Here is a 21,802-nt window from a genome sequence, read left to right on the forward strand (position 1 = left end):
TCTTATCATAAACCATTGTCAATGTCAACCCAATTGCTACCGCATTTGTGCTGCCAAGCCTTCGGCTCGTTTTAGGTTATGTGATTTTGTCAAGATTCTCTGATTCTATTACAATTCTAATCTTTTATGTAAATCTGACAATTTTTCAGGATAGGGTCATCTATGTTTTTCCCTGACTCTACAAGCTTGTAATTATTCTCATAGAGTAATTGTAAAAAAGTGTCATGAAGATTTTCTTTTATGACAGGTACATTTATGGGACATAGGGTGACAATTGGATTGAATTTATTGAGAGCATCAATAAAACGGGGCTGAAAAGAATTGTCCTCAGAGAAAATAGAAGTTATCTCGGGATAAAACAATACTTTTCTGTTTTTGTGAAGATAATAATAGGATTCAAATGAATCTGAAAGAAGAATTGATGGGCGGTTTAATTGTTTTTCTAATGTAGCCACTCTCTCGGACAAGCTGACTAAAGCAGACATTTGCGAATAGCTTTTAGGGCTTTTAAAATTGGATATAGTTAAGGGGATAAATTTTACACAAGCGATTAGGGACATAATAATAAAGGGCATGACTAATACACTGACAAGGGAGAGTCTGAATAGCTCAAACGAATTGGGCAATAGGATTGGCAAGAACTCCCTCAATGCAATTTTATTCTGCATCAATTTCGGTTCAGATTCAGACATTTTTTGTTGATAAGAACTAAAGGCATAATCAATCAAACAACCATAGGAAAGAAAAAATGGAAGTGATACAAATAACAAATTCCAAGGATGACTTCTATTGACAAAATAAAAGAGGCTAACTATTCCCCAGATGGCAATTACAAAACGATACTTAGCGTTTTTATCCTCAATAGGACTCTGAAAAGATTGTATGATGTTAAAACCGTAAACAACCATAAATATCATCCATATATTATCTGGAAAAGGCAAACCTAGAAAGCCAGAGCCAAATTTAAGAGTAGAACCCGTATAATTGAGAAAATTTATAAATTCTCCAGCAATAATTCTAAAGCCAAAAATAACTATGGACATGATAATTATGAGATTTATACTAAATCCCGCTAATCTTTTAATCATGTTTTTTGCGCTAAAACCATCTATTTTAAACTCATTCCAAATGTAAATAAAAAAGTACATAATCAACACAACTACACCAGAATCAAAATTACTTAATAGAGCCATTGCCACTATAAAATCTAGAATCAAATCTCGTAAGTTAATTGTTAAAAATCCAATGGAAAAAGTAGCTTTATCGAGAAATTTTCTTTCAGATATATAGAACGAAGTGACCAGTAAAAGACAAGGAAATAAAGTTCTTAAAGGAAAATATTGAAAGTATAAATCTCCTCCTACTACCCTAAAATAAAAATAACTCCAAAATAGGCAGCTGATGAATACCAAAATTCTGAACAACGGATTTTTGTAAATAGCTTTAACTATTAAATAGTAAAGAATAATCTGAAGAGCAATCAAACTACATACAACAATTTTAATAGACAATAGACTATTTCCCATTAATCGTGATAGTAGGCCAAGCCAAAGATAATATCCGCCATATAAAGTTTTAAACCCATCATCAACAAGAGGAATAAAAGGGGAATCGCTATTAATGGCCGCTAATGGGAAGAGAAACGCATTAAAATGGTAGTTAGATGGATCAGTATAAACCAGACTCCAAGCAACTGATGTAACCGTTACTAAAACTCCAATAAAAATTATATTCTCAATCAATAATGTTCTCAAAAATTTACGAAGGGAAAATAGATGTAAGAGAAAAAAGAAAATAACTGTTAAAATTAATGCGACTGGAATTAGCACCAAAAAATTCAAGCTTGATAAATAGGTTGTCAGTTCACGCCAATTGTATGACATCTCAGGTGTCATATAGAGCCTGAGACTTCCACCAGTTCCTTGGGTAAAGAGCTTTTGAATTGCTATCGTGTTGAAAACAAGACCAAGTCCCCACGAAATTAAAAACTCAAGATTACGACTTTGATTTGTGACTTGCCAATTATTGATTATTTTTGATAAAATAGAACTGAAATAGTTCAAAACTTTACCCAAAATAGTAGGTAAGAAAATAATAGAAATTGAAATGAATAGATACCACACTGCTTCATAAGTAGTCATGCAAAATTAATTACCTGCCCGATCGAGCTAAAACCCTTACGGGGCAATGATCGTCATGTGTAAATAATTTTGCCTAGGTACTTACCTGTCATTTCCTTTCAATCTGCCAAATCTTGTGGTAAGAAGATAATTTACATCAATAAAAATAAGTAGAAACGCACCTACTCCTTTGAGCCATTGATCGATCATATTTTTGTTCATTTATCTAATTTAATTTGAAGTATTGGAGTCAACATAAAGTAAGGGAAAAGACAGTAAAGAATAAGTTTATTTCCTATCATAAACTATCATCAATGTCAACCCCTAGCGCTCTCAATTGTGCTGCCCAGCGCTCGGCTCGTTGCTTTTCCTTTTCAGCCCGTTGCTTTTCCTTTTCAGCCCGTTGCTTTTCCTTTTCAGCCCGTTGCTTTTCCTGTTCGGCTCGTTGCTTTTCTTGCTCGGCTCGTTGCTTTTCTTGCTCGGCTCGTTGCTTTTCTTGCTCGGCTCGTTGCTTTTCTTGCTCCACTAACTCACTGCCCCATAATAACAGATTGCCTGACTTATCCCACCAGCGCAACCAATTAGTAGTAAATTCAGCTTTGCTTCCTTGCCAGATACCGATAAACAAATTAAGTTCTTTTATCCAGTAACGATTATTCTCATCTGGCAACTGCTGCTCATACTTTCCTGCCACTAAACAATAAACATCTAATTCTCCCGTTTTTGGCTGAAAAATTCCATAGACAGGTACTTGTAAGATTTGCTCGTAAAAATACCATTTTCCATAGGGATAGTGAGGGTTGATGGAATATTCACCCCCTTCGGTTTCCGAGATAAACTCTAGGACAATAGCTGGAATTTCTCCTTCAAGATGGGGAGTATAACTGCGCCGAATTTTTCCGCTAGGAATCGGTTTTACTGAGGGAATATAAACCCAGTCAGGCGCTTTGACAACTGTTTGAGTTTTAACGGTAGCACATAAGCCAAAATTAGAGGCAATTAGCATCGATTCTAGAATTAATCCTGCTAATTCTAGGGATTCGCGTAAAGCTGCTGCTAAGAGAGGTTGCAGGTTATTGTCCACAGGTTCGTCAGGTAGAATAAAATCATCGGGCAGTTTTTCCCAGGTGATTATCTTTGATTTTGTCGGTAAATCAATGGCAGATGGTGTCATGTTTATCTCTTTTTCATTAAGAAAAGCCAAGAATACTTAAAAAAAGTCGGTTTTCCCTTAATCACCCTTGGCAGAAACTTTTTAGCGTCAAGACAACATATTCTAACATTTCCTCCGTTAATCCGGGATAAATGCCTAGCCAAAAAACACTACTCATGATTTTATCGGCATTACTTAAATCCCCAATAACTCGATAATTTAAACCCTTATAAAGAGGTTGTCGCAACAAATTTCCTCCAAATAATAGCCTTGTGCCGATGCGTTTTTCCTCCAAATGCTTAACTAAATCATTGCGGCTAAAAGGCGCATTTTCCTTGACAAAAATCGGAAACCCGAACCAACTCGGTTCAGAATCGGGGCTGGCTTCAGGCAGAATTAAAACATCTTGAAGCTCCTGTAACTTTTGATGCAAAAAGTCGAAATTTTCCAGGCGCTTTTTGATAAATCCTGGCAATTTATCCAGTTGCGCTACCCCGACGGCGGCTTGCATATCGGTCATCTTTAGGTTATAACCCACATGAGAATAGGTGTACTTATGGTCATAGCCAAAGGGCAAATCTCCTAACTGCCAACCGAAGCGCTTATTACAGGTATTATCTACCCCCGGAGGACACCAACAATCTCTCCCCCAGTCACGGAATGACTCGACAATCTTTTTCAAGCGGGTATCACTGGTTAAAACCGCGCCCCCTTCTCCCATAGTCATGTGATGGGCAGGATAAAAGCTAACCGTTGCTAAATGCCCAAAGGTGCCGGTTTTTTGCCCTTTATAGAGACTTCCCACCGCATCACAGTTATCCTCGACTACCCAGAGGTCATGTTTTTCGGCAAAAGCCATCACCGCTTCTAAATTAAAGGGATTTCCCAGGGTATGAGCGATCATAATCGCTTTAGTCTTCTCTGACAAGGCCGATTCCAGTTGCTCGATGTCGAGGTCATAACCGGGTAATTTAACGTCTAAAAAGACGGGAATTAGCTGATTTTGAAAGATGGGATTAACTGTGGTCGGGAAACCGGCGGCGACGGTAATGACTTCATCCCCCGGTTTAAGTTGTTTTTCCCCCAATTTAGGGGAAGTTAAGGCACTTAAGGCCACTAAATTGGCCGAAGAGCCGGAATTGACTAATAAACAATGTTTTACCCCCATCCACTGGGCAAAACGTTCCTCAAATTCCGCCGCATATCTGCCCGTCGTTAACCAGAAATCTAGGGAAGAATCCACTAATTTGACTAATTCTTGCTCATCAAATACCTTACCCGATGCCGGAATATAGGTCTGCCCCGCCACAAAAGCCCGGGGTTGAAATTTGTGCTTATAATATTCTTGTACTGCTTGAAAGACTTGCTCTCGCAGTTCTGTTTCAGTATTGGTATTGGGGGGAGAAATAGATTGAGTCATGGTTAATTTCCTTTCAGGGGAGAAATTTGTACTTAATTATTACTTAATTTGCACTATTATCAGCCTTGAGTTCGCTAATCGGTCAGACAACTTTGATAATATTCGATTTGTTGGCGAGTAAGGTCTTGCAATTGTGCTTTATCTTCAGAGTCCATTTGAGCCGCTTGATAATACCATGTCACCGTTTCCTTGAGGGTTTGCCGAAAATCCCAGACGGGTTGCCATTTTAGGGTATGGAAAGCCTTATCTGTGACTAGATTAAGCAATTTAGCCTCATGAACAGCATTCGGATCACTTTGATCGAGCCAAGTTCCCGGCCAAAGTTGTAGGATAGACTCAACTAACTCTTTAACCGGACGATTAGAAGTCAGAGACGGACCGAAATTAAACGCCCCATATAACCCCCGGCTGTCTTGCTGCCAATTAGCCGTCATCAACTGCTCATAAATCGACTCAGCTAACCGTAAATAGCCACCTAAAGGCTCTAAAACGTGCTGCCAAGGGCGAGTCGCTAGAGGGTTCCGCACCGGAATTGGTTCGGATTTCATCAAAGCTCGCATCGCATCGGGTACAATCCGATCTAGGGACCAATCTCCGCCACCGATGACATTTCCTGCCCTGGCGCTGGCAATACCGATGGGGGTTTGAGGGGTTTTAAAGAAGGAATTTCGCCAAGATGCGATCGCTAATTCCGCCCCCGCCTTACTAGAACTATAGGGATCATAACCCCCTAATGGGTCATTTTCCCGATAACCATAGACCCATTCCCGATTCTCATAGCACTTATCGCTAGTAATAAACACGGCGGCACAGGGATGAGTCAGGCTTTTCAGGGCCTCTAAAACGTGAATAGTCCCCATGACATTTGTGTTCCAGGTTGCCACCGACTCCAGATAAGAAAGTCGCACTAAGGGTTGCGCCGCTAAATGAAAGACTACATCCGGTTGCCATGAAGCGATTAAACGAGCCACTAACTCAGCCTCTCGAATATCCCCTATATGATGACTCAGGTTTTGAGCTAAGTCTAATTGCTCAAATAAAGCGGGGGTAGTATTGGGAGCTAAACTGAGGCCTTTTACCGCTGCCCCTAGATGGAGTAACCAAAAAGCCAGCCAAGACCCCTTAAAGCCAGTATGACCAGTAATAAAGACCTTTTTGCCCGACCAAAATGTTTCCTTTACCATATTTTCCATCTAGCTTGTCCAGTGTCATAAAGGTGATTGAGCATTTCCATTTCTCGATAAGTATCCATGCACTGCCAAAACCCTTCATGCTTATAGACGGCGAGTTCTCCCAAAGCAGCCAGGGTTCTGAGGGGCTGTGCTTCAAAAGTCGTCGCATCTCCCTCAATTAAATCCAAAACCTTGCGATTTAAGACAAAATAGCCCCCATTAATCCATCCTTCAGATGTTTGGGGCTTTTCTTGGAATTGAGTGACTAAATTACCCTCAATGATTAACTCGCCAAAGCGAGAAGGAGGACGAACCGCCGTCAAGGTGGCTAATTTACCATGAGAGTAATGGAAATCCAACAGATCCGCAATATTCACATCACAAACCCCATCCCCATAGGTGGCTAAAAAGATATCACTTCCAGTTTGATCTATATAAGAGGTGAGACGTTTAAGACGGCCTCCGGTCATGGTTTCCTGTCCCGTATCAACTAACCAAATACGCCAGTCTTCCTCATCATGTCCACTATCGAGTTTGGTCACTTTTTTATTGCCTAACTCTAAGAGGACATCACTGTGATTCCAATCATAGCTAAAGAAATAGTCCCGGATTATTTCCCCTTTATAACCTAGACAGAGCATAAAGTCAGTTAAGCCATAGTGGGCATAAGTTTTCATGATATGCCAAATAATCGGTCGATTTCCGATGGCAATCATCGGCTTAGGTCGAAATTCGGTTTCTTCCCGCAGTCGGGTTCCTTTGCCACCACACAAGATGGCCACGGGAATGTTAGACTTATAGTCCTTAACTGTTAAACTAACCGATTGTATTACCATTGGATTATATAGTGAAATACTTTTAGAGTGACATCATCTTATCGAGGCAGTTTAACACGGGGTTCCCGATTGTGTCCAAGATCTGTCTAAAAAAATTTTTGTTAAGCGAGTGTACCCAGTTTATTGCTAAACAGGCTCTTAAATCTTATAGCAGTTATCTTCATGGTGAGGTACGAAGTTTGGTTCTTCCGAACTTACACTGTAGAAAATTCCTCAAGTTCCCTCTCTGCCCAGCAATGCTCTAAAGTTGATAAATATCAATCTAATAAAAACTCAAAGCCTTAGTATATAAGCTTTTTAAGCATGAGTTGTTGATAGTTTTACATGACAGGTTCGGTAGAGCCCGAAGTTTTCGTTTTGGGGAGTCGGCCAGTAATGCTAAATCAGGTTATACTTCATCTTTAACGCTATAATTCTGACCGAGTAGGACTAGAAATTCGTGCTACCATGCGAAGATAAATATTCGGGTATACGGTCACGAAGCTACCAGACAATTTTAGGATAAAAATACCGACACTTATGGGGAAATCAATCAATAAAGTCCGAGTAACGGCACTGATTTTAGGGATTCTAGCGATCGCCTTTGCCTTTTTCACCAGGATTGTCAGTATCTTTGAATACGTTACCTTCGATATCGGACCGGATCCCGATCAGATTACCCTTGGTTATCTTTCGATGGATATGTGGAAGGGAAACTTTCCTCAATTGGGACCACCGGGGGGTGGTGGAAAATATGGATTCACAATCCCCCCCCTCTATACTTATTTAGCCTTTCCTCTGACAATTTTCGGTACCGCTCCCGAATTTCAAGTCCTTACCAATGGACTATTTTCTTTTCTATCGATTCCCCTCTTAATCTACTTTGTTTATCAACTTTTAGAAAATGTAGAACAAGATAAACGTCTTCTCCTGTCCAGTTTGGCAGGATTTTGGTATAGCACGATCTATGCGGACTATTTCATTAATAATTTTTCCTGGGCCCCTAGCCCAATACCCTTTTTCCTGCTCGTTTTTGCTTTACTCTATCGGTTCCAGATGGAAACGACTAAGCCGCTGCTCTATCAGGCTATAGCTTGGATATTCTTCGGGATTACCGTCGCTATATTGGTGAGTTTACACACCACCACGATGTTAATTATCCCAGTGACTTGTGTTATTGCCTGTCTATGGTTTGTTTATCGCAATCGCAAGAATACTCGTAAATGTCTTTTGCCTTTTCTATCGATTCTCTCGGCAAATCTCGCCTTATTTATGTATTGGCACAGTGAGATCGTTCGGAATTTCGCTAATACGAGGGGAATCGTGAGAGCACTCACGGAGAAGGGGGCGAGCGGTGAACCATCGAGCAATCTGTTCACTCGTCTATTTAAAGCGATTTGGGAAACGGTTTATCTGGGTAATCAAGTGTTTTTTTTGAATGACAATATATCGATTTTCAATGTCGTAGTTTCTGCTATTTTTTTCGGCATTTCTCTATACATAGTCATCAAAAAATATCGAGGCAATAAAACACTTATCGGCTTTTTGGCGATCACTTGGATAATTTTTCTCTACGCTTCCTCTAATTATCCTGATGAGCATTTTTATTCCCATCGTAAAATCTTACTCTGGTTTGCTCCTATCCTCTTGGCGATCGCTAGTCTGGCCTATCTAAACTTGACTAAGACTTTCGACAGGATCCTCGCTCTAGTTCTAGCAATTATCATCGGCTATTCTATCGCAACTAATCTCTATTTCAATCAACGTTATCTTGCCAGTAAATACGGTTCCGAAAGACTCCTATCCGTGGCCGATACAGTGGAAATTATCAATCAGATTCCCGTTGGTTCAACCCTTTGTGATCCAGCCAAGAAACGCAAAAGAAAAGAGCGCGGTCAGTACGATTATATCGATACCTTTATGACCAAAAGAGAGCTAAAGATCACCAATGCCTGCCCATCGGGTAGTTATTACATCCAGCCGAAATTTAAAATGGCTATCCAAATGAACGATTTATTTCCAATTTTTACCCTCGTCAAAACTCACCCTCTCGATCGCCCGATGACTTCCCTTCTTGAAACCCCAGAAGCCTATCTCTATAAAATCGAGTAGCAATAAGTAGGTGGGTGGAATTAAATATAAGATGAACGTAGGTTGGGTTGAAGCATGAAACCCAACGCCTGATTATGTTACGCTACCGCTAACCCATCCTACAAATAATTGTGCCTCCCTACTTACCATCGTGCTAAAATAGGGAACCTCGAAATAGACAACTTATCGCCTTCCCCCGGAACTTCATTACAGACCAAAATATATTCTTGAGTTACTTTAGCAAGAGCTTTAGACGTAGGCGTTTTTAGCGAAGGAAGTCTCAAATTAGTTATGGCCTTTTGCGGAGGACAAAACCTATTCCTCCTAAAATGATTAAACCGATAACGATAGAAGGTTCAGGAACTTTGCTAAAAGTTAGGCTACCTTGTCCCGCAATACCCAAGCGAGGAGTATAGGCAAAAGCCGCTTCACTGAGGTTAAACAATCCGCTAGTCAGGGCAAAATTAGCGATGGGAAAGAAAGCATTAGTAGAGGTGACACTATAATCGATGCCAATAAAAGTCTCATCGAAATAATTGACCACGGGAGGGGCATCGGCCGAAGCGAGATTAAAGGTATTGGAGAGTAGATTAAAACTAATATTGGTCAAGGGGATAGATTCAAAATCCACTCCTGTAATCGCCGCATTATCGAAACTAGCCGAACTGGAATAAGTTCCCGTCAGACTTCCATAAGTTATGACACCTTGAAAATTGTAGGTGATATTTGCCCCTTGCAAACTATTGACATTAACACCAAAATATGCTAGGGCTAAACCTGTGATTACAGCAACTTTATTCATGGTAATTACTCCTTAAAAAAAACTCAGGTGGGCATTGCTCATGCTCACCTTTGTAACCCCTAAATCAGGTTTTATGTCAAGCTATTTTGAAAGCCTTGCTAGAAACCAGTTTTAGGGACAAGTATAATTACTCGCTTGCATAAATGAGATGCTCCCGTTGCTCATAAGCTCGATTAGGATTTTGAGGGTCAGGGACAAGAATATTCTTCCACCAAGACGTATTTGGATAACCGGCATTTTTCAGATCATCTAAGCCAATATTGTCGGGATGATAGGCATTCGGCGCACCATCGGCATCAATACTCATTTTTGATTGATAGAAAAAAGCGGTTTGTCCTGAAATTTGCCAAACAGAATAACCGCCAATTTCAAAGAGTTTCGTTCTTAGTTCACAGCTTATGGAAGAAGCTTCAATTTCTAAAGTAATCTTTTCACTAGCAACAGAATGATTATCTTGATCAAATCCTCTCGCTTCAATTTGACGTTTGCCGTTGTCAGTAAAACGATAAGAGACTGACCAATTGCCATTAGAAACTGAGCTATTACCGAAGTGCCACTTACTTTAAACGGTCGGCCCATGGGCATTGTTAGAATACGGAACTAAAGATTCGACAGATTGAAACCACGATTTAAAGGATAAATACCCGGTGGCAACCAAAATCCTTCTGTGTAGCCATTCTCCCATTGTATATAAACATGATCGAAGAAATCGAGGTTTTCAGCATGAAGGTCTTTAATTTGCCATTTAGGCCCGTTTATTCCGGTTTCGTGTTTGCCCTGTTGATCATCCCAATCATTCTCTGGGTTAGGAAACTCGGTACGTTTTTCTCCATCTTTGGTAATGAAATAAATGTGATACGATTGATCCTGATTATTTCGAGGCGCTCTTGCTCCAATTGCCCCACGAGGTGCTAGGTAATCTTCTTTCAAAAAGTAGAGAAATCCCAGACGACGCAGTTTTTTCTCAACGCCTGTAACTTGAACATTATCAATTAAACAGGGGTCTTGGAAAAGTGCTTTGACGGTGGCTAATCCTAACTTTTCAGCCAGATATTTCATCACACAGGAGACAGAATAAGCACAGGGTGCATGATGAATACCGTATTTATCTTTGTTTTGTGCAACTAATTTCTCTAGTTTCTTATGACCTTCCTCCGTTGCTTCCATAAAGGTTTCTTTGGACTGAAGAATGGGCAGGATTTCTTGTTCAAATAACCGGCACCCTTCGGCATCAGTTAACCTGTGATCTGTCGGCAGAGACTTGGTGTGTTTAAGCTTTTTGTAATCATCTAAAACCAGACCCCCATAAATAGTTTTAGTATAATCTGAGGAATCTGCCACATAAATTATAATGCTGGTTTCTTCTTCATGATTAGCTTGATCATAGCCAAAGGCAGTAATTTTGCGCTTCCCAGGATTCGTGAATCCTGAATAAGTAATCGACCAAGAACCGTCTGCTTTAACCTGATTATTACCTAGGGAATATTTGTCATCTGCTGTGAGTTCTACAGTGACTATTCCAGGATCGACTTTGCCTGTAAAAGTAACAGGTTTTAGACGTTCAAAGCGAGCATCATTGATGGGACTAAGAATTTGTAAGGAAGTCATGGTATTTCTCCTATGAGATTGTTGAAAAATTGACTGTTAGACGAATTGATCACCCAATGAAGGATTAAAAGCGATCGCTTCCAGATCGGTACGATAGATACCAACTTTATGAATTTCCTCTGGTAATCTTGGCCAGATGTGGACTTCACTCTCAAAAGTGCGCCAAAGTTGGGGAGTAATTCGGAAGACTCGGTTATTAACACTGGAAAGTCCTGCAAAATGTTCTTGCATTCTGACATTAACGTGCCGATTTAAGACCTCAAAGACTTTTTTGACCGTAGCAGGATTATCATATCCGTCGTAATGATTGAAAGTGATTCCTGTTTGATTTTTTAGCTGATTACAGAAGCTTTTAGGTTCTTCGGATCGTTGAACTTCTTTATAGCCATTAGCAAAAACATCATGAGCAATGGCTTCTAAATAAAGTTGTCTTTGAGCGGCGGGATTTTTAGCGTAGAAAAGAATTTTTGCCACCGCCAAAGTTGAGCCAACACAATTGCCAAATGTTCCCCAACTACCGAAGGCCAATAAATCATCGTAAGGTAACACAGAAGTGGCATTCCAAGCCCCATTAAAAAGTCGGCCATCAATGATGACTAATTTAGCGCGTTGCTCGGAAGAATAGTTCTTATATTTAGCCAGAAATTGCTCATCTAACTGGGCTTGTTTCTGGTCGTCTTTCTGATAATCATCAATACTACCATTTTGACGACGAGTTAGGATAGCGACCTCGAAATCCCAGTCAGTTTCTGATTCTTCTAACCCAACTGCTTGTAATTTTTCAGTCACAAGTTCTCTGGGTGGTCGTCTCCCGTCGTACCACATTTCAGTCTCCTTATTAGAGATGCGGACACGCACTTTAGTTTTAGGAAGAGTTTGAGCGATTCCCATTGCTACTAATTCATCTGCTCCCCAAGTAATTGGCTGTTTGATAGCCGAGAGATTATACTTATCCAGAAGATTGTATAATCTCGTTTGCATTGTTTCTCGCACATCTTTGGATGAATTTTTTTGAGAATCTCCCATCGCACAAATGACAGCTGAGATTTTTCGATTCATCGACTGTAATAGACGGATAGATTGTTCGAGTCTCCACAACTCTTTGTCGTGTCTTTCTTTTGCCCAATCTGGATAAGGAGTTGGATCCGGTTGAGGAGGACCGACACCAACAAAAGATTGGACGATGACCGCTTTTTCAAATTGAGAAATAGTGGGGAGATAATCTTCGGGATATTGTAGCAATCGTTCTGCAATAATGAACGCTGTATCCTTGACCCGAAGCAGTGTAATCAGTTGTCTGACTAAAGAATCTGTTTGTCTTCTTGGACTAAGAACGTAAACAGGACAAATTCTTTCTGAACGGTTGTCTTGTCCATTAGGGGGAATCCCCACTCCATCTCCATCTTGTTCTGTTGGTCGATGATACACCTTAAATTGAGACTGCTTAATATCTTGCAATATCTTGGCCACAGGGTCATTACTTTTAATTTCGACATGGGGCATATAAGCGAACCATTTCGTCATCTGATTAACAGGAGTTGTTAATTCTAATTCCCAGTGATTATTGTTCGCAGATTTGTAATTATTAATCTCAATTTTATCTCCTGCTGTCAAGGAAAATTTTTGAGTAAGATCAGTAATCTGACTGCTATCTAGGGTAGATTGTTTGATAACAGTATTGACTAGAGCTTTCAGTTTTTGGGTAGTCATCATTTTTGCTCCTTTTTTGCCTGATTCTGGACAGGTTACTTTAACAAAAGCAGACGGTTCACAAATAGGATATTTTCCCTTTGTCAAGTTAAGGAAGTTACAGTGAGTTGGATGCTATCTCGATTATTGCCATAGGCGATGATCACATCGTTAGCAAAGCAGTAAAGCCGTCCTGTTTTTGGGGCTATAAACTGTTTATTTGCGCCGATGAGGAACAAACTATCTTGATCTTTATCAATTGAACCAATCAGTGAAAACCAAGCTGAATTAGGCATTCGTCGTAGTCCTTCACATAGTTTCAGCAAGAAATTAGGACTTTCATAACCATCAGCATTAGAGGTAATTGTCCAGTCTGTCCATTGACCTGTTGCTTGAAAATGATATTCTTGTCCAGCGACAAGATTAATTCCTGTATCGTTCCAGATTAGTTTTGAGTCTATGTTTATAGGGAGATTTGTGTTTTGCATTACCTGTTGTAAGGCTGATGCCAGTAAAAGTTTGTACATTGTTCGTGAGTAAATCACCGAATCAAAAAAGAGTAGGGTGATCACTATGAAAGATCATTATGATCACCCTTGAGTGAGTTATTCTTGAGGTTGAGGACAAGTTCCTAGACCCCAATCCACATATAGATCATGGGGATTAGTATCTCGTAGCCAACTAACTAATTTTTTGTAGTCAGCAATATCGTAGATACCAAGGCAACCTGCCGTTCCTGGACAGGGACCATGACAATATTTTCCATTCCAATCAATATGGATTTCAATAGCACTTCGCCGTGTGGAATTCGGTCCGACATATTTGATAGGGGTAGTAACTGGACCCAGACCATTACTAAAAACAGTCGGTCCATATTTATCTTTGCCACCTGCCCAGAGAATGTCATTAATGTACCATTTGCCTTCAGGCAGCGGTTCCATGGAACCCGATACACTTTGAGGACCTGTACGGAATAGTTGTTTACTCCGTTGTCCAGAGCAAACTTTAAGATGATCTTTTACCTGTCCATTCTTGATATATTCCAAAATGAGAATATATAAACCATCACCGTCTTTCTGGTTAGTTTTAGTCAGTCGGAGATAAGTTCCTTCAGCAGGTTGAGGAGTAGGTGTGGGTGTTGTTTCTTCTCCCCACAATTTAGCCCAAGTTTTTGGTCCGACTTTCCCATCTGCTTCGGAGTGACCAAAAACGTCAGCTTGGAATTTTCTGACCGCCTCATCCGTGCCACTGCCAAAGATACCATCCAATTCTTTCTGGTAATAGCCTAAATCTTTTAAGCGTTCCTGCATTTCTCGGATGTCATAACCGGGGGCATCTTCATCACTCATGCCTTTCAGTAACAGTCCTCGATTTAATTGAGGTGGATTTTCCACTAGAGAAAGTGTCTGATTACGACCTGCGAATACAATTTGTGTAGCTTGCGGAATAGGACTCCCAGGTTCGGCAAGATGAAAATTCCGAGCATTGGGATATTGTTGCAACAGATCGATCAAATCATCTTTAAGATGGGTTTCTAGTTTAACAACCTCTACCACTTGTTGATCATTGTAGGCAACAACTACTGTATTTCCCCCATCTAAATATCCTTTCAACCAAGTTACAGAATGTTCAGGAGAGACTTCAAGCTCAATAGGAGTTCCAAAACTATCATTTTTACGGAATAAAGCTTCCTCATCTTTACGGCGATTGGTTAACCCCTCAAGCACAACTTGTACTCCGTTAACTGTTGCTTTATTCCAACGTTTAAATTCATTGGCAGCCCCCTCATAATCCTTCTCATTCAGTTTACGTCGTAAGGTACTTTCTTTAAAAGCTCCGATGCCTACGTTATAAGCAAAGGAAACTAAAGCGTCAAACTGATTTTGATGAAGATCAACATTTACTAATTCATCTACAGCTTTGGCTTTTTCCTCACATTCATTGACAAGGAAGCCTTCCGCCTGTTGATCAGTAATCTTATCCCCTTCCCGAACACGTCGTCCATCAGGATAACAAGTTGTTCCAATCCCAATTGTCCAAACGCCAGCAGGACATTTATAAGCGGTAAGCTTACAACCTTCCCACTTTTTGATCAGATCAATACAGTTCTGTGATACTTTCATGGCAAATCCTCCTAATTAGGTCAGATTATGAGTGTTTATGTAAGTAAAGTGAAGGCGACATTTTTGAGGCAGCGAAGTGCTAAACAGAGACTATTTCTTTCTTTCTCAAAGCACCAAGCTCTTGCTCAAGCATCATTTGAATTTCGGGAATAGCGGGTTTATAAGGGGGATTAACATTCAGGTCTGTCCAGCGATTTTTAACACTTTCATGCAAATTGCTAACATCCCCTTCAAATTGGCGAGGTGCTGTTCCCGCTACATTAAATGGCCATTTTGACGTATTATCAAAATACGCACTACAATTGGGATGAACTCCATGTTGAATATAACTTTTATCTAAGGTCAAACCCAAGGCTTCGACTTGTTCCATCATCCACAATAAAGCTCCATCGGATAGGCCAGATTCTTCCTGAGAACCTCCACCAACGCAACCATGACCCCCCGGAAACCAAACTTGAACCACTTGTTCTTTTTGTTGTCTGATGTGGGTAGAATGGGGACGCATTAGCGTTACATCAAAGACTTTACGAATTTCATCAATGGCAACTGCATGAAACGCCTTTTCAATTGTGGGATTGATGGTCGAATCATAAAAGTGATAACGTTCGTTGAACTTTTCATCTAAATGCAGAGAATGAACGATATCGGGGATACCTAAAGAAGCAACCGTATCCCAACAGCATAAGGCTTTAATGGGAACCCGTCGTCCATACTGATTACGGAAATCAATGGCATTTTTACCGTTAGGTGCGTTATTTGGGTCTTGTTTTTCTCGGTAAATTTCGTAGGCTTTGGGGATTTGTCGGATAAATTCCCGATACAACAAACCACAATTATAAATTAACCCGGCTAAACAGCGTACAGTGTAAGCTCCCCGACTAAACCCAAAGAGATAAATTTCATCTTCAGGTTGATAGTTTAAGCACAGAAAACGATAGGCATCCTCAATCTTATGATCCATGCCAATGCCTAAAGCACCTCCACCAATTTTAATTAAAATATCAGTCACCTCGGCATTAGTTTGTTTTGTCCCAATGCCTTCGTCATAATAGATGATTTGACGGATGGGGTTGCCCTTAGTATCATCAAGTGGCGTGATAGCCTGCACCATTTTGACAACATTGGTAGGATAACCTTGTCCTAAATCTTGCCAAGTTCCATCACAACAAACAATAAGACGGCTTTTCATAGCGATGAACCTCCTAGGTTTCTTAAAAGTCGCCAGTTTACGGAATATTTGAGGATTCTAGTGAATCATGACTCAAAATTATCGAGATTTTCCTTAAGGTAAAATTTCCGCAAGACTCAACCAAGATAAAGGAAGTTCTAACTCTGTTCGGAAGTGAAATAGATGAGTTAGATAGCTGGCGTGACTAGGTAAAATTAGATGCGGTATTTATACTTACTACTTTAGATCGTCTATCAGAATTTACTGCCCTAAGGACTGCAAATTAATACATTTCTTTAGGTTTCTGTATATAAGTTTACAGAATATTGTTGAGCTATTTATTAATAAAAAAAGTTGAGTTTGATTGCAAACCATCTTAACACCTAAGCTCGCCAAACTGAACTTTAGCCGATTCTCGATCGCAATTTTGGACCACCCTAACACTTCCCTCTTTTGCCACGAGGATTTTTACCGAGAAAAATGATCTGTCTGCCTGAGAACAGGCTATAGTGATCATCAAACCCTCAGTGAAAAACTTCCCGTGTCTTCAGTATTCCGTCTTCCTCCCTATTTTTCCCCCGCTCTGCAGCGTCGAGTCATGAGAACTCTCGCTGCAAAAAAAACCCGTCAATTCTTGACATGGGCGGCAGCTTGTGCTAGTTTTTTGATCCTCTGGGCGTGGAATTGGCAGTTAGTTCTGGCCACTTTAACCGGAGTGGGGGCAATGATTGGAGTTTACCATCTCCAGGGGCAAAACTGGCCATCGCTGTGGCTGTGGGGGCGTGCTTTTTTCAGTGCCGATAGCGGTAAGTTAACTTTAGCGGTAGTCTGTGGCGGTTTGGGCAGTTTAGCCACCTATCTCGCTGTGGCAATTTGGACCTATGCCGAAAATCGCTGGTTGGCCCTGGCCTCAATTTTGCAAGGATTTGGCACGGTTTTGACTTTAATCCTGCTAGGATGGCATTTTCTCGACCATCGCGGTCAAAATGAGTCAAAAAACTTCGATCGCTGGTTAGAAAAATTAACAGTCAATGATCCCTTAATGCGCTTAATGGCCGTCCGACGTTTAAGTGAAATGGAACTTTCCCCCAGTCGTCGAGAACAATGCCAAGAATACTTCCGTTATCTTCTCTCGCGAGAAACCGACACGCAAGTGCGATCGGCTTTATTGGATAATTTTTCTGGCAAAGAGGCAATCAAACCGCAACCTTTACAAATACCCCTACAGGTGAAAAAATCCCTCCTCAAATCAGTGAACAGTAATCAGTAATCAGTGAACAGTGAACTGAAAACTCACATCTGATAACAGATAACTGATAACTGATAACTGAATCCTACCCCACCATGAAGATGACGGCTAGAGGCTGAAGAGGATATTTTTTTTACACCAAAGTTAACTCGCGCTCCTCGATATTTTGGAACATCAGGGTACTCAGATAACGTTCCCCAAAACTAGGCTGAATCACCACAATTAATTTACCCTCATTTTCCGGTCGTTGGGCCAGTTGAATCGCGGCGCAAAGATTGGCACCGGAAGAAATCCCCGAAAGTAAACCCTCTTCTTTTGCCAGACGACGACCAAATTGAAAAGCTTCCTCATCACTGACAGTAATTACCTCATCAATCAGATCTGTGCGTAAAACTTCCGGAATAAAACCCGCACCGATACCTTGAATTTTATGGGGACCGGGATTACCCCCAGAAATCACCGGACTATTGAAAGGTTCCACCGCGACTACTTGAAAACTAGGTTTACGAGATTTAATCAATTCAGCGACTCCCGTAATCGTGCCTCCAGTACCCACACCCGCAACAATAAAATCTACCTGTCCCTCCGTATCTTGCCAAATTTCCTCAGCAGTGGTGAGACGGTGAATTTCTGGGTTAGAAGGGTTGCGAAATTGTTGCAACATATAAGCGCCGGGGATACTATCGACAATTTGCTGCGCGCGTAAAATTGCCCCTTTCATACCTTGGGAACCGGGGGTAAGTTCTAGGGTAGCACCGTAGGCTTTTAACATCGCCCGGCGCTCTAAACTCATCGTTTCCGGCATAGTTAAAATTAAGCGATAACCCTTAGCTGCCGCAGTCATCGCTAGGGCAATTCCCGTATTGCCAGAAGTGGGTTCCACTAAAACCGTGGTTTCTGGATTGATTAAACCCGCTTTTTCGGCACTATTAATCATGTGAGTGCCAATGCGGTCTTTGACGGAAGCAGCGGGATTCATCCCTTCTAATTTCATCACAATTCGGCCAAGACAGCCCTCCGCTTGGGGAATCCGATTCAATTGTACTAAAGGTGTGCGGCCAACCAATTCGGTGACATCGTGAGCGATACGCATGATATTTTCTCTGTCTGGGTGATTCGTGTGCTTAGTTATAGCGTTGACATACTCCCCGCATGAACGACGGGGGATTCTTATTCATAGTTCAAAGAAATCCACTTGTTATCTCTGGTTTCCCTTCAATAGTAGAGGCGGTTTTCTCCCCATGCTTTCGGTCTTCCGACCCAGATTCCCAATGCCCTTGGGTACTGTTTTGCCATTCCATCCCGAGAACTTCCATTCCTCTTTTAAGAATATTTAAAGCCGCATTTGTATCACGACAGATTTTAATTCCACAGTGAGGACAAGAGTGAGTTCTAGTGCTTAGTGACTTTTTCACCCGATGACCACAATTAGAGCAATCTTGGGAAGTATAGTTGGGTGCAACCGCAACTATTGCTTTATCCCAAATTTGGCCATAGTAGTCTAGCCATTGAGTGAATTGATACCAACCTGCATCAGTAATAGACTTAGCCAAGTTATGATTCTTGACCAGATTCGACACTTTTAAAGCCTCATACACCACAACATCGTTAGATGCCACTACGTTTCGGGCTAACTTAATCGCCCAATCTTTCCGCTGGCGTTGAACTTTCAGGTGGAGTTTACCCAGTCTTTTTCTGGTTCGATGGTAGCTCTTGGATTGAGGTTTTGCCCCTTTCCTATACTTTTTACTTAATCGTTTTTGTTGACGTTTTAGCCTTTTTTCTGCTTTTCGCAAATACTTAGGATAAACTACAGCATTGTCGTTTTGGTCTTTGTAAAAATATTGCAATCCCAGGTCAAGACCGATAACATTGCCTGTATAGTTTCCCTGCTCTTTGCGGTCAGCATCAAAGCAAAATTGGGCATAATACCCGTCGGCTCGGCGTACAACACGAACACGATTAATCTTTAGTCGAAAGAGGTCTTCTCTTGTTTCCTTGTCGCAATAAAGAGAAAAAGCACCGGCATTAAAACCGTCAGTGAAAGTAATATACATACAATCCTCTGAGAGTTTCCATCCCGAAACCTTATACTCAACAGAGCGACAATGCTTTTTGAATTTTGGATAGCCTTTTTTCTTTTCTCCTTTTCGACAACGAGTATAGAAGTTAGAAATAGAAGCCCAAGCTCTTTCTGCACTGGCTTGACGAGCGGCAGAGTTTAACTTTTTGGCAAAAGAGAACTCTTGAGCAAGGACTTTGCACAGTGCATATAAATCATTTCTTCCTACCCCGAATTATCCATCCAGTATCTAACCGCTTTGTTACGAATAAATTGGGCGGTACGGATGGCTTCATCCAGAGCTTGGTATTGCTCTTTAGTGGCGTTTAGTAGCTTGGCTTCTCTAACTATCATGTCTTGATTTTATCACAAGAGGTGGTTGATAAGCAACTATTGAGAAGAAAAAGCCGCCAGGTCGGGCGGGGAACTTTAAACCCAATTTTTCGGTAAGCTCTCAGCTTTAGCGTTTGAGAATTTCCTCACTAGCCAAGGAGGCGCTATATAGCTCACTTATAGCAAAGGCCAGCCCTAGATCGGCAAAATTTCCATTTTCCTTTGTTTCTTCACCCAGTCCGAGTTGATTCCCAGAGACAGGCAAAACTACCATGACCGATAAGATTGCTTTTTTCCCAAAGCTTATACTTGTACTAAAATAACTATGGATAGTTTACTAAAGTCAGAATTACGGTCTTGACATCCTCACCGCCGTGAACGGACGGTGATTCCCAAACCTCACGATTTAGGTTTCTGCTTCTTTCCCGAAGGATTTTTCGCACCTGCCTTAACAGATTTACTCTGTTCTGGTCTTATGGTCGCTCTACAGACTGACACCGCAAGCCCTGCGGCCAAAATATTTTTACTCGCGTTAATATCTCGGTCATGGTGAGTCCCACAGTCTGGACAGTCCCATTCTCGAATATTTAACGGCATTTTTTCAGCAATATACCCGCAATTACTACATCTTTTAGAGCTAGGAAACCATCTATCTATTTCGATGTAGTTTCTCCCATACCAACGGCATTTATAGGCTAATTGTCGAGTTATTTCTCCCCAGCTTACATCAGATATTGCCTGAGATAATTTCGGGTTTTTGACCAGATTCTTAACGGCTAAATTCTCAACCACAATCGTTTGGTTTTCACGAACTAATTGAGTGGTTAGCTTATGTAAATGGTCTTTTCTACTATCGGTGATTTGAGCGTGAATCCTTGCTACTTTGATTCTTGCTTTTTCTCGATTATTTGAGCCTTTCTGTTTTCTAGAAAGATTTTTTTGTGCCTTTCGCAGTCTCCGATAATGCTTTTTAAAATGCTTGGGATTAGACACTTTGTCGCCATCGCTGGTAATCACGAGGCTACTAATTCCTAAGTCAATTCCAATGGCTTTATCTGTTACTGGTAAAGGCTTAATCGTTGGGTCATCAAATCTAATTGAAATATGCCAACGTCCAGACGGATGTAATCTGACTGTTACTGTGCTTGGTTCACAGCTTTCTGGTATTTGTCTTGACCATCGAATAGGTAAAGGTTCTGTGCATTTGGCTAAATAGATTTGTTTGTCTTTAAATTTAAAGGCTGACTTGGTAAATTCGGCACTTCCTCCTTGATGTTTTTTCTTAAAGTTAGGATACTTAGTACGACCAGCAAAGAAGTTAGTGAAAGCTGTTTGTAAATGTCTTAACCCTTGTTGTAAAGGTACACAGCTTACTTCGTTTAAAAAGTCTAATTCTTCGGTTCTTCGTTACTTAGTATGGTTCGATAGGGGGGCATAAATCGACTAAATCCTTATCTGGCAAGAGACTTAATTGATTAGTTCGCTCTAGATCAAAAATAATTGACAAAAATCGCCAAATGCCTTTCTATATAAGGGTTCCATCCCTTATAACCCCCGTCCATTGCATAACAAAAACCGAAGAACCAATTCTTCTTGCTTTTTCCAATCGGTCAACATTGAAGAAGTTTGAGCGTAGCCTACTCTTTCTTGCTTTTCGTACCAAGCTTGTGTTCGTTCGTGGAGAGCTTTATTGTAAACTAATCTTACACAGCCCAATGTGCGCCGCAATAGCGACTCTTGTGTTGGTGTGGGGTAAAATCGAAACGAGTAGGCTTTTTCCATACCTCACATTTTAGCATATATTTCGTAAACGATGCTCATATTTAACAGTAAAGCCGTCGTAGAACGACGGGGTTTCAGACCCAAATTTTCGATGACCATTAAATCTAATCTAAGTAGGTGGGTGGAATTAAATATAAAATGAACGTAGGTTGGGTTGAAGCATGAAACCCAACGCCCGATTATGTTACGCTACCGCTAACCCATCCTACAAATAA

General features: G+C 40.8%; 17 protein-coding genes and 2 pseudogenes. 2 read left to right on the top strand and 17 right to left on the bottom strand.

From position 1 onward, the window contains the following. Positions 1 to 116: 116 nt before the first annotated feature. From VL20_RS32500 to rfbF, 5 genes are all read right to left on the bottom strand, one after another. Entirely contained in the window at positions 117 to 2,141 is a 2,025-nt protein-coding gene (locus VL20_RS32500) for a hypothetical protein (RefSeq protein ID WP_284526081.1), read from the bottom strand. Positions 2,142 to 2,418: 277 nt separating this feature from the next. Further along, entirely contained in the window at positions 2,419 to 3,294 is an 876-nt protein-coding gene (locus tag VL20_RS10005) for a Uma2 family endonuclease (protein WP_052276407.1), read from the bottom strand. A gap of 61 nt (positions 3,295 to 3,355) precedes the next feature. After that, complete coding sequence (gene rfbH / locus VL20_RS10010) at positions 3,356 to 4,693, bottom strand: lipopolysaccharide biosynthesis protein RfbH (RefSeq protein WP_052276408.1); 1,338 nt, start codon at positions 4,691 to 4,693, stop codon at positions 3,356 to 3,358. 74 nt (positions 4,694 to 4,767) lie between these two features. Then, positions 4,768 to 5,886, bottom strand: coding sequence for a CDP-glucose 4,6-dehydratase (gene rfbG, locus VL20_RS10015; protein WP_052276409.1), 1,119 nt, complete (start codon positions 5,884 to 5,886; stop codon positions 4,768 to 4,770). After that, on the bottom strand, positions 5,871 to 6,701 hold the full coding sequence (rfbF, locus tag VL20_RS10020) for a glucose-1-phosphate cytidylyltransferase (protein ID WP_052276410.1): 831 nt from the start codon (positions 6,699 to 6,701) through the stop codon (positions 5,871 to 5,873). The genes rfbG and rfbF overlap by 16 nt, the downstream gene beginning before the upstream one ends. Positions 6,702 to 7,220: 519 nt before the next feature. Here rfbF and VL20_RS10025 point away from each other — a divergent pair. Continuing rightward, positions 7,221 to 8,792, top strand: coding sequence for a hypothetical protein (locus VL20_RS10025; RefSeq protein WP_052276411.1), 1,572 nt, complete (start codon positions 7,221 to 7,223; stop codon positions 8,790 to 8,792). Between the two features lie 268 nt (positions 8,793 to 9,060). Here VL20_RS10025 and VL20_RS10030 read toward each other — a convergent pair whose 3' ends face one another. The 7 genes from VL20_RS10030 to VL20_RS10060 all read right to left on the bottom strand — a co-directional run bounded on the left by VL20_RS10030 (position 9,061) and on the right by VL20_RS10060 (position 16,182). Then, positions 9,061 to 9,573 (bottom strand): PEP-CTERM sorting domain-containing protein, encoded by a 513-nt coding sequence (locus tag VL20_RS10030; RefSeq protein ID WP_052276412.1) that lies wholly within the window; start codon positions 9,571 to 9,573, stop codon positions 9,061 to 9,063. A gap of 127 nt (positions 9,574 to 9,700) precedes the next feature. Further along, positions 9,701 to 9,880, bottom strand: coding sequence for a hypothetical protein (locus VL20_RS32505; RefSeq protein WP_002756784.1), 180 nt, complete (start codon positions 9,878 to 9,880; stop codon positions 9,701 to 9,703). Between the two features lie 293 nt (positions 9,881 to 10,173). Further along, the gene (locus VL20_RS10040; protein ID WP_052276413.1) at positions 10,174 to 11,181 is read right to left on the bottom strand and encodes an Ig-like domain-containing protein; all 1,008 of its coding nucleotides are present in this window, start codon (positions 11,179 to 11,181) and stop codon (positions 10,174 to 10,176) included. A 36-nt stretch (positions 11,182 to 11,217) separates the two neighbouring features. Then, positions 11,218 to 12,894 (bottom strand): DUF4127 family protein, encoded by a 1,677-nt coding sequence (locus VL20_RS10045; RefSeq protein WP_052278430.1) that lies wholly within the window; start codon positions 12,892 to 12,894, stop codon positions 11,218 to 11,220. A gap of 80 nt (positions 12,895 to 12,974) precedes the next feature. Beyond that, on the bottom strand, positions 12,975 to 13,358 hold the full coding sequence (locus VL20_RS10050; RefSeq protein ID WP_072926339.1) for a hypothetical protein: 384 nt from the start codon (positions 13,356 to 13,358) through the stop codon (positions 12,975 to 12,977). A 117-nt stretch (positions 13,359 to 13,475) separates the two neighbouring features. Beyond that, on the bottom strand, positions 13,476 to 14,993 hold the full coding sequence (locus VL20_RS10055) for a glycoside hydrolase family protein (RefSeq protein WP_052276415.1): 1,518 nt from the start codon (positions 14,991 to 14,993) through the stop codon (positions 13,476 to 13,478). 79 nt (positions 14,994 to 15,072) lie between these two features. After that, positions 15,073 to 16,182: a DUF2235 domain-containing protein gene (locus VL20_RS10060; protein ID WP_052276416.1), complete on the bottom strand. Its 1,110-nt coding sequence runs from the start codon at positions 16,180 to 16,182 to the stop codon at positions 15,073 to 15,075. A 520-nt stretch (positions 16,183 to 16,702) separates the two neighbouring features. Between VL20_RS10060 and VL20_RS10065 the strand changes: the two genes are divergently transcribed. Further along, positions 16,703 to 17,431, top strand: coding sequence for a hypothetical protein (locus tag VL20_RS10065; RefSeq protein ID WP_052276417.1), 729 nt, complete (start codon positions 16,703 to 16,705; stop codon positions 17,429 to 17,431). Between the two features lie 112 nt (positions 17,432 to 17,543). On the opposite strand, the gene cysK is transcribed toward VL20_RS10065, so the two are convergent. From cysK to VL20_RS28025, 5 genes and pseudogenes are all read right to left on the bottom strand, one after another. Next, positions 17,544 to 18,503, bottom strand: coding sequence for a cysteine synthase A (gene cysK, locus VL20_RS10070; protein WP_052276418.1), 960 nt, complete (start codon positions 18,501 to 18,503; stop codon positions 17,544 to 17,546). Between the two features lie 88 nt (positions 18,504 to 18,591). Beyond that, positions 18,592 to 19,826: pseudogene (locus VL20_RS10075) on the bottom strand (RNA-guided endonuclease InsQ/TnpB family protein). Between the two features lie 106 nt (positions 19,827 to 19,932). Continuing rightward, positions 19,933 to 20,079: a hypothetical protein gene (locus tag VL20_RS31700; RefSeq protein ID WP_167341543.1), complete on the bottom strand. Its 147-nt coding sequence runs from the start codon at positions 20,077 to 20,079 to the stop codon at positions 19,933 to 19,935. Positions 20,080 to 20,204: 125 nt separating this feature from the next. Beyond that, positions 20,205 to 21,212, bottom strand: a pseudogene (locus VL20_RS10080) (RNA-guided endonuclease InsQ/TnpB family protein); the annotation flags it as partial. Positions 21,213 to 21,350: 138 nt separating this feature from the next. After that, positions 21,351 to 21,587, bottom strand: a complete 237-nt coding sequence (locus tag VL20_RS28025) for a helix-turn-helix domain-containing protein (protein WP_369800453.1) — start codon at positions 21,585 to 21,587, stop codon at positions 21,351 to 21,353. Positions 21,588 to 21,802 lie beyond the last annotated feature (215 nt).

Source organism: Microcystis panniformis FACHB-1757, assembly GCF_001264245.1.
In the GTDB taxonomy this organism is placed as follows: Bacteria; Cyanobacteriota; Cyanobacteriia; order Cyanobacteriales; family Microcystaceae; genus Microcystis; species Microcystis panniformis.

Excerpts from the sequence above, each read along its gene's own strand:
- VL20_RS31700 (WP_167341543.1), bottom strand. The coding sequence starts at position 20,079 with ATGGTAGTTTTGCCTGTCTCTGGGAATCAACTCGGACTGGGTGAAGAA.
- VL20_RS28025 (WP_369800453.1), bottom strand. The coding sequence starts at position 21,587 with ATGGAAAAAGCCTACTCGTTTCGATTTTACCCCACACCAACACAAGAG.
- VL20_RS32505 (WP_002756784.1), bottom strand. The coding sequence starts at position 9,880 with ATGAGTATTGATGCCGATGGTGCGCCGAATGCCTATCATCCCGACAAT.
- VL20_RS10030 (WP_052276412.1), bottom strand. The coding sequence starts at position 9,573 with ATGAATAAAGTTGCTGTAATCACAGGTTTAGCCCTAGCATATTTTGGT.
- VL20_RS10060 (WP_052276416.1), bottom strand. The coding sequence starts at position 16,182 with ATGAAAAGCCGTCTTATTGTTTGTTGTGATGGAACTTGGCAAGATTTA.
- rfbF (WP_052276410.1), bottom strand. The coding sequence starts at position 6,701 with ATGGTAATACAATCGGTTAGTTTAACAGTTAAGGACTATAAGTCTAAC.
- VL20_RS10040 (WP_052276413.1), bottom strand. The coding sequence starts at position 11,181 with ATGACTTCCTTACAAATTCTTAGTCCCATCAATGATGCTCGCTTTGAA.
- VL20_RS10005 (WP_052276407.1), bottom strand. The coding sequence starts at position 3,294 with ATGACACCATCTGCCATTGATTTACCGACAAAATCAAAGATAATCACC.
- VL20_RS10050 (WP_072926339.1), bottom strand. The coding sequence starts at position 13,358 with ATGCAAAACACAAATCTCCCTATAAACATAGACTCAAAACTAATCTGG.
- cysK (WP_052276418.1), bottom strand. The coding sequence starts at position 18,503 with ATGCGTATCGCTCACGATGTCACCGAATTGGTTGGCCGCACACCTTTA.
- VL20_RS10025 (WP_052276411.1), top strand. The coding sequence starts at position 7,221 with ATGGGGAAATCAATCAATAAAGTCCGAGTAACGGCACTGATTTTAGGG.
- VL20_RS10045 (WP_052278430.1), bottom strand. The coding sequence starts at position 12,894 with ATGATGACTACCCAAAAACTGAAAGCTCTAGTCAATACTGTTATCAAA.
- VL20_RS32500 (WP_284526081.1), bottom strand. The coding sequence starts at position 2,141 with ATGACTACTTATGAAGCAGTGTGGTATCTATTCATTTCAATTTCTATT.
- rfbG (WP_052276409.1), bottom strand. The coding sequence starts at position 5,886 with ATGGAAAATATGGTAAAGGAAACATTTTGGTCGGGCAAAAAGGTCTTT.
- VL20_RS10055 (WP_052276415.1), bottom strand. The coding sequence starts at position 14,993 with ATGAAAGTATCACAGAACTGTATTGATCTGATCAAAAAGTGGGAAGGT.
- rfbH (WP_052276408.1), bottom strand. The coding sequence starts at position 4,693 with ATGACTCAATCTATTTCTCCCCCCAATACCAATACTGAAACAGAACTG.